Source organism: Klebsiella sp. 2019SCSN059 (genome assembly GCF_021739525.1).
Taxonomy (GTDB): Bacteria; Pseudomonadota; Gammaproteobacteria; order Enterobacterales; family Enterobacteriaceae; genus Klebsiella; species Klebsiella quasipneumoniae.
This window is the reverse complement of sequence record NZ_JAKKOM010000029.1, coordinates 61,002-68,715: the sequence shown is the minus strand read 5'-3', so window position 1 is coordinate 68,715 and position 7,714 is coordinate 61,002. Positions and strand designations below refer to the sequence as shown.

General features: G+C 59.0%; 9 protein-coding genes. 4 read left to right on the top strand and 5 right to left on the bottom strand.

Going from position 1 to position 7,714, the window contains the following annotated elements:
* From L2I46_RS22985 to citB, 3 genes are all read left to right on the top strand, one after another.
* Nucleotides 1-756: sodium ion-translocating decarboxylase subunit beta (locus L2I46_RS22985; protein WP_236948237.1), on the top strand; the 756-nt coding region annotated here is incomplete at its 5' end.
* Between the two features lie 165 nt (nt 757-921).
* Nucleotides 922-2,550: a citrate sensor histidine kinase CitA gene (citA, locus tag L2I46_RS22980; protein ID WP_048296653.1), complete on the top strand. Its 1,629-nt coding sequence runs from the start codon at nt 922-924 to the stop codon at nt 2,548-2,550.
* Nucleotides 2,543-3,247, top strand: coding sequence for a citrate response regulator transcription factor CitB (gene citB / locus L2I46_RS22975; protein ID WP_044525323.1), 705 nt, complete (start codon nt 2,543-2,545; stop codon nt 3,245-3,247). Before citA ends, citB begins: the two co-directional genes overlap by 8 nt.
* A gap of 5 nt (nt 3,248-3,252) precedes the next feature.
* Here citB and L2I46_RS22970 read toward each other — a convergent pair whose 3' ends face one another.
* Nucleotides 3,253-3,882 carry a serine-tRNA(Ala) deacylase AlaX gene (locus tag L2I46_RS22970; RefSeq protein WP_032452407.1) on the bottom strand — a complete coding sequence of 210 codons (630 nt, stop codon included), beginning with the start codon at nt 3,880-3,882 and terminating at the stop codon, nt 3,253-3,255.
* A 92-nt stretch (nt 3,883-3,974) separates the two neighbouring features.
* Here L2I46_RS22970 and L2I46_RS22965 point away from each other — a divergent pair, with 92 nt between their 5' ends.
* On the top strand, nt 3,975-4,904 hold the full coding sequence (locus L2I46_RS22965; RefSeq protein ID WP_032452406.1) for a LysR family transcriptional regulator: 930 nt from the start codon (nt 3,975-3,977) through the stop codon (nt 4,902-4,904).
* Here the strand turns inward: L2I46_RS22965 and L2I46_RS22960 are convergent.
* From L2I46_RS22960 to fkpB, 4 genes are all read right to left on the bottom strand, one after another.
* A complete protein-coding gene (locus L2I46_RS22960) occupies nt 4,852-5,217 on the bottom strand; it encodes a DUF805 domain-containing protein (RefSeq protein WP_049014574.1) in 366 nt (121 codons plus the stop codon). The genes L2I46_RS22965 and L2I46_RS22960 overlap by 53 nt on opposite strands.
* Nucleotides 5,218-5,246: 29 nt before the next feature.
* Nucleotides 5,247-6,161 (bottom strand): ribonucleoside hydrolase RihC, encoded by a 915-nt coding sequence (gene rihC, locus L2I46_RS22955; RefSeq protein WP_032452404.1) that lies wholly within the window; start codon nt 6,159-6,161, stop codon nt 5,247-5,249.
* A 67-nt stretch (nt 6,162-6,228) separates the two neighbouring features.
* Nucleotides 6,229-7,179, bottom strand: a complete 951-nt coding sequence (ispH, locus tag L2I46_RS22950; RefSeq protein ID WP_002887979.1) for a 4-hydroxy-3-methylbut-2-enyl diphosphate reductase — start codon at nt 7,177-7,179, stop codon at nt 6,229-6,231.
* A gap of 1 nt (nt 7,180) precedes the next feature.
* Nucleotides 7,181-7,630 (bottom strand): FKBP-type peptidyl-prolyl cis-trans isomerase, encoded by a 450-nt coding sequence (gene fkpB / locus L2I46_RS22945; protein WP_023291927.1) that lies wholly within the window; start codon nt 7,628-7,630, stop codon nt 7,181-7,183.
* Nucleotides 7,631-7,714 lie beyond the last annotated feature (84 nt).

Below are 7,714 nucleotides of genomic sequence, written 5' to 3'. Positions count from 1 at the left end.
TTCGGCCTGATTTCGTTCACCCTGCCGCAGGCGGCGGCCATCGGCATCATCGGCGGCGCCGACGGCCCGACGGCGATTTACCTGTCGGGCAAGCTGGCGCCGGAGCTGCTGGGGGCCATCGCGGTGGCCGCCTACTCCTACATGGCGCTGGTGCCGCTGATCCAGCCGCCGATCATGAAGGCGCTGACCACGGATAAGGAGCGGAAGATCCGCATGGTGCAGCTGCGCACGGTGAGTAAGCGGGAGAAGATCCTCTTCCCGGCGGTACTGTTGCTGCTGGTGGCGCTCCTGCTGCCGGACGCCGCGCCGCTGCTGGGGATGTTCTGCTTCGGCAACCTGATGCGCGAGAGCGGGGTGGTGGAGCGGCTGAGCGATACGGTGCAGAACGCGCTGATCAACATCGTGACCATCTTCCTCGGGCTGTCGGTGGGGGCCAAGCTGGTGGCGGACAAGTTCCTGCAGCCGCAGACCCTGGGGATCCTGCTGCTGGGGGTGATCGCCTTCTGCGTGGGGACCGCCGCGGGGGTGCTGATGGCGAAGCTGCTGAACAGGTTCAGTAAGAACCCGATCAACCCGCTGATCGGTTCAGCCGGGGTGTCGGCGGTGCCGATGGCGGCAAGGGTGTCGAACAAGGTGGGTCTGGAAGCGGACGGGCAGAACTTCCTGCTGATGCACGCGATGGGCCCGAACGTGGCGGGGGTGATCGGCTCGGCGATCGCCGCCGGGGTGATGCTCAAGTACGTGCTGGCGATGTAGGCCGGCGTCCTCCCCGGAGGCGTGGCTGTTGCCCCGCCTCCGGGTCAGGATTAACAACGCCCCTTTGCCATCGATCACTTTTCTGAAATTAGCGGTTCTGTGCGCCATCTGCGGGTTCTCGGGCCGCGAAACGGGGAAACTAATCATTTAATGTCTATTGGCGCTATGTATACCCGAAAAATCACCCACTGGTTTGCCAGGCGATCGTTTCAGAATCGCATCTTCCTGCTGATCTTATTCACCTCGACGATCGTTATGCTGGCGATGTCATGGTATCTGACAGACATCACCGAAGAGCGTCTGCATTACCAGGTCGGGCAGCGGGCGCTGATTCAGGCAATGCAGATTTCGGCGATGCCGGAGCTGGTCGAGGCGGTTCAGAAACGCGACCTCGCCAGAATCAAAGCGCTTATCGACCCCATGCGTTCGTTCTCCGACGCCACCTATATCACCGTCGGTGATGCTAGCGGCCAGCGCCTCTATCACGTCAACCCTGATGAAATCGGCAAATCGATGGAGGGCGGCGATAGCGATGAAGCACTATTAAACGCGAAAAGCTACGTGTCAGTGCGCAAAGGCTCGCTGGGCTCCTCGCTGCGCGGTAAATCACCGATTCAGGACGAGACCGGCAAGGTGATCGGCATTGTGTCGGTAGGCTATACCATTGAACAGTTAGAGAACTGGCTCAGCCTGCAGATAAGCTCGCTGCTGATCCCGATGGCGATCATGTTACTGCTCCTGCTCTACTGCGCCCGCCGCTTCTCGTTGCATATCAAAAAGCAGATGCTGAATATGGAACCCCAACAGCTGTCGCAGCTGTTGATCCAGCAAAGCGTATTGTTTGAATCCGTGTTCGAAGGGCTTATCGCCATCGACTCCCGTTACAAGATCACCGCGATTAATCAGACTGCCCGCCGGCTGCTCAACCTGAGCCAACCGGAAACGACGCTTATCGGTAAAGGGATCAGCAGCGTGATTTCGCAGGAGGCTTTCTTCTACGATGCGCCGCAGACCAATAAAAAAGACGAGATCGTCACCTTCAATCAGATCAAAGTGATCGCCAGCCGGATGGCGGTGATCTTAAATAATGAGCCACAGGGCTGGGTGATCAGCTTTCGTAGTAAAGACGATATCAACACCCTCAGCCTGCAGCTTAGCCAGGTACAACAATATGCCGATAACCTGCGCGCCGTGCAGCATGAGCATCGCAATCTGATCTCCACCATCGCCGGCCTGCTGTTTCTTAAACGCTACGATCATGCGCTGGATCTGATCCAACAGCAGTCGGAAAGTCACCAGAAGGTCATCGATTTTATCGCGCGTAATTTCCAGGACAACCACCTGGCCGGGCTGTTGATCGGCAAATATTACCGGGCCAAAGAGCTTGGACTTGAGCTGATTTTCGATCCAGCCTGCTTCGTCGACAGATTACCCACCGCCCTTTCTCACAACGAATGGATCTCGATCGTGGGGAATCTGCTTGATAACGCCTACAATGCCAGCCTGCAACAGCCGCAGGGCTCAAGGCAGATAGAGTGCCTGATCAACAGTGACGGCCACGAGGTGATTATCGAGGTCGCCGATCAGGGATGCGGCATTGACGAGACGCTGCGCGATCGGATCTTCGAGCGCGGCGTCACCAGCAGCGTCAGCAAAGATCATGGCATCGGACTCTGGCTGGTTCGCAGCTACGTGGAACAGGCAGGCGGCAGCATCGTCGTCGAAAATAACATACCTTTTGGCACCATCTTTACTCTTTATATTCCCCTGACCCGAGATGAACATCATGGATAGCATCACCACTCTTATCGTTGAAGACGAACCTATGCTGGCGGAGATCCTGGTGGATAACATCAAACAGTTTCCCCAGTTCGACGTCATTGGCATTGCGGATAAACTCGAGAGCGCCAGGAAACAACTCAGACTGTATCAACCGCAGCTGATCCTGCTGGATAATTTCTTACCTGACGGCAAAGGTATCGACCTGATCCGCCATGCGGTCAGCACCCATTACAAGGGGCGGATTATCTTTATTACCGCTGATAATCATATGGATACCATCAGCGAAGCACTGCGCCTGGGGGTGTTCGACTATCTGATTAAGCCGGTGCACTATCAGCGCCTGCAGCACACCCTGGAGCGCTTCGCTCGCTATCGCAGCTCGCTGCGTTCCAGCGAACAGGCCAGCCAGATCCACGTCGATGCGCTGTTTAATATTCAGGCTCGGGAACAGACGGAACCGGCCAGCGCACCGCTACGCGGGATCGATGAAAGCACCTTTCAGCGCGTACTCCAGCTGTTTGCCGACACGGGGGTGGTGCATACCGCCGACTCGCTGGCGCGTATCCTTGGCAGCAGCAAAACCACCGCCCGCCGTTATCTGGAACAAGGGGTGAAGAACGACTTTCTGGAAGCGGAAATTAGCTACGGCAAGGTTGGTCGACCGGAGCGTATTTATCGCGGCAAACAGACCTCCCCTGAGCAGGTCTGAAACGTTTACGCCAGGGAATAGCTGACCACCAGCTGCCCCTTCTTCATCTTAATCTGACTGATAAGAATGTCGCCCAGCTCCGCCAGGCGGGCGACATGTGTGCCACCGCAGGGATAGGCGGGCAGTTCGCCAAACCCCACCATGCGCAAACCCTCAGCGAAGATCACCTGACGCGGGAGGTCCTGCGCCTGCCATGCCTTCACCTGGCTCAACAGCGCGCTGGCGTCGGGTATCACGGCGTGGTTCCCGCCGGTGAAAGCGATCCGCCCCTCGCCAGGCCAGTGGTGCGCTTTCACCGGTTGCCAGCCAAGCTGTTCGCCCGCCAGGCCAAGCAGGTGGCCGGCGGAATGCAGGCGGGCATGCAGTTGTCTCGCGGAGGCATCTATTCTCATCTCCACTTCACCGAGGGGAAGCGGTTGCGACAGAATATGCAGCACGCTGTCGCCACGCACAATAACCGTCTCAACGGCCTGACCAGCTATCCAGCCGCGATCCGCCGGTTGACCGCCCCCTTGCGGGTGAAACAGCGTCCGATCCAGTTCGATGGCGTAGCGGCCATCCGCTTCCGCAGTGCAGGCGATGATCTGGGCGCGCCCATCGGTAGCGTCGCTGGTGTAATAAACCCGTTCAGTCATAGTGATTCTCCTCTCTGTCCGCCCAGTATATTATTAATACCGACAGCGATAATCCTATCACCAGCCAATGCACTCTTGCTCCGGGAGCACAAATGAATCTCAGCCTCCTGCCCGACCTTGCCCTTTTCGTCCAGATCGTCGACCAGGGCAGCTTCTCCGCCGTCGCCCGCCAGAGCGGCATTACCCCTTCCGCCGTTAGCCGCAGCGTGTCGCGGCTGGAGCGAGAGATGGGCTGCAAACTGCTGCAGCGTACCACCCGCAAGCTGCGTCTGAGCGATGCCGGGGAAACGGTGTATCAGCATGCCCAGCAGATGCTGGAAGCGGCGCGACAGGCGATGGATTCCGCCGGCAGTCGCCAAACGGTCGCCCAGGGAAAGCTGACGCTCAGCGTACCGAAAGCCGTCGGCCGCTTCGTGATCCATCCGCTGATGATGGCGTTTTTTCAGCGTTACCCGCAGGTTGACGTCTGCCTGCGGCTGGAAGATCGCCCTCTGGATTTTATCGATGACGGTATCGATCTGGCGTTACGCATCACCGATACCCCCTCGCCCGGTCTGCATGGCAAACCGTTGATGCCAGTCACGCACGTTATCTGCGCCACTGAGGTCTATTTACAGCGCCACGGTATGCCGCGCACGCCGCAGGAACTGCGCGCGCACAGCTGCATCAGCCTTGGCGAAACGCCCGCCGACGCGCGCTGGAAGTTCCGTCGGGAAGGGAAAACCGAAACGGTGCAAACATACGGGCGGTACGCCGCCAACCATACCGCCGTGCGCCTCGACGCGGTCAGGCAGCATTTAGGGATCGGCAGCCTGCCGCTGTTCACCGCCCGCGAGGCGCTGGCGAATGGCGATATCGTGCAGGTGCTGCCCGAATGGGAATTTATCAGCAGCTACTCCGGCGATCTGTGGCTGCTCTGGGCGGGAGATAAGCATATGCCCGCCAGAATGCGGGCGATGATTGATTATCTCAGCGAGACGGTGCCGGCGCTGAACGCAGGCAGCATAGCGCCAGCGAAATAACCGCAAACCACGGAATGATAACCCCCAGCACGAACCAGAGCCCGGAGCGGCCGATATCATGCATCCGCCGGCAGCCGATCGCCAGCAGAGGGAGAGTCATCAGCAGCAACCACAGCGCAGCAAAGGGAATAACAACAAAACTGAGGATGCCGTATTGAGGGTTAAAGCTGGTTGCCAGCCACCAGACGGCCAGCGGCGCGCTGGCGATCAGTAGATTGATAAGAAAAAACGTCCAGAACTGCTGTCGGCTGGCCCGGCCGCTAAAATTAAAGGTCTCTTTCCAGCCGCTTAAATACGCCTGTCCATAGGTCATCACTTCTCTCCTTGAAGATTGGGTGAGTATCACGGCGCCAGGGCGATCACCTCCGCCGCCCAGCGCTGAAACCCGTCGACATCGATATCCAGCGCCACCTGGGCATTGGCCGGCTGGCCCAGTCGCCCTTCGATATCCACCACCGTGGCGCCGGCGGTCCAGGTTCCCTGCGTCTCCACCGCCACAAAACACGGCTGTAGGGTGAACAGTTCCGGGCGGACCAGCCATGCGATAGCGCAGAGATCGTGCATTCTCAGACCACTACTCATGCTGCCGCTGCGATAGTGGCTAAACAGCGCATGGAGCATTTTACCGGTCTGATTCAGCGTCGGCAGGGTCGCCAGATAATCCGCCGTCAGCAGCGCCCGATTGGTGACGTCCAGCCCGCACATGATAATCTCCAGCCCGCTGTGGAAGACTTTCGCGGCGGCTTCCGGATCGATGGCAATATTGAATTCGGCATTCGGCGTAAAGTTGCCCCGGCCCGCCGAGCCGCCCATGATCACCAGCCGGCGAATGTTGAACACGCATTCCGGATACTGGGTCAGCAGCAGCGCAATATTGGTCAATGGGCCAATCGCCACCAGAGTGATCGGCTCGGCAGCATGCATCAGCGCATCGCGGATCGCCTGGAAGGCCGGCTTCGCCAGCGGCTGCCGGTGATGCTCAACAAAGTCATACCCTTCCATACCGGATTCGCCATGCACCGAGGCGGCATCGCGCAGAGGACGCACCAGCGGCATCGAGGCGCCCTGCGCCAGCGGCACATCGGCATGCCAGAAGTGCAGCAGCTGCAGCGCGTTACGGGTCGTCTTCTCCACCGAGACATTGCCCGCCACGGTGGTCATCAGCTGCAGATCCAGCTCAGGGGCGAACAGCGCCGCGGCAATAGCGGCAGCATCGTCGATGCCCGGGTCTGTATCAAGAATGATCGGTAAGCGCATGGTTTCTCCCTAAAAAAAATGCCAGACGTTAAGTCTGGCATCTTCTCATACTGCTGACGGAAAGAACTTACTCTACTTCACGGACATCCACACGCAGCTCTTTCGGCACTTCAAAGACGATATTCTCTTCCCGGCCTTCCAGCGGTACGGCTTCGCCGCCGCCCAGCTCCTGCAGGCGGGTAATGACGTTCTGCACCAGAATATCCGGCGCCGACGCGCCCGCCGTCACGCCGACGCAGGCCGCGTCCTTGACCCACGCTTCCTGAATATCGGAGGCATCGTCAATCAGGTAAGCCGCCTTACCCATCCGCTGCGCCAGTTCGGCGAGACGGTTTGAGTTGGAGGAGTTTTTCGAACCAACCACCAGCACCACGTCAGCCTGCTCCGCCAGCGCGCGCACCGCTTCCTGACGGTTAGTGGTGGCATAGCAAATGTCGTCTTTGCGCGGGCCGACGATTTTCGGGAAACGCGCGCGCAGCGCGTCAATCACATCCGAGGTATCATCCACCGAGAGGGTGGTCTGGGTCATAAACGACAGCCGGGCGTCGTTTTTGACTTCCAGCTTGAGAACGTCTTCCGGCGACTCGACCAGGTACATGCCCCCTTGCGGGTTATTGTACTGCCCCATCGTGCCTTCGACTTCCGGGTGTCCGGCATGGCCGATCAGAATCGACTCTTCGCCACGGCGGCTGGCGCGGGCGACTTCCATATGCACTTTCGTCACCAGCGGACAGGTGGCGTCGAACACCGTCAGATCGCGGCTCTTCGCTTCATTCCGTACCGCCTGCGATACGCCGTGAGCGGAGAAGATCAGGATCGCGCCATCCGGTACTTCGCTGATCTGTTCGATAAAAATGGCGCCGCGCTTGCGCAGGCTATCCACCACATAGCGGTTATGCACCACTTCATGACGAACATAGATCGGCGCGCCGTACAGCGTCAGCGCGTTTTCTACAATGCTGATAGCGCGGTCAACGCCAGCGCAAAAGCCGCGCGGGTTAGCCAACAGGATCTGCATGTTAATCCTCCAGCGCCGGATCGATCTCCAGCACTTCAATATCAAAATGAACGGTGCGCCCGGCCAGCGGATGGTTGAAGTCGACGGTGATGGAATCGCCGTTCACTTCACGGATCACGCCAGGCATTTCGCTGCCATCCATTGCGGTAAAGAGCATAATCGCGCCGATCTCCGGCTCGCCGGCGTCGATAAACTCGCGGCGAGAGAAATACTGAATCAGGTCCGGGCTCGGGACGCCAAATGCGGCGTCAGGCTCCAGCGAAAAGGCCTTTTTCTCGCCCTCTTTCAGACCAAGAAGCTGTTGCTCCAGCCCCTCAGACAGGGAGGTGTCGCCGAGGCGAAACAGCGCCGGTTTGCCATTGTTACGGGTGGACTCGGCGGTGGATCCATCGTCCAGCTTCAGCGTGAAGTGAACGAGAACCGCGCTGTTGCTCTGTACGGATTTAGACATGCAAATTGCTCGCTTGTTTTCGGTCACCTGGTGCCCGGAGACGCTACGCTTACCGGGCGACGGGAGACCACACATTCTGTAGGC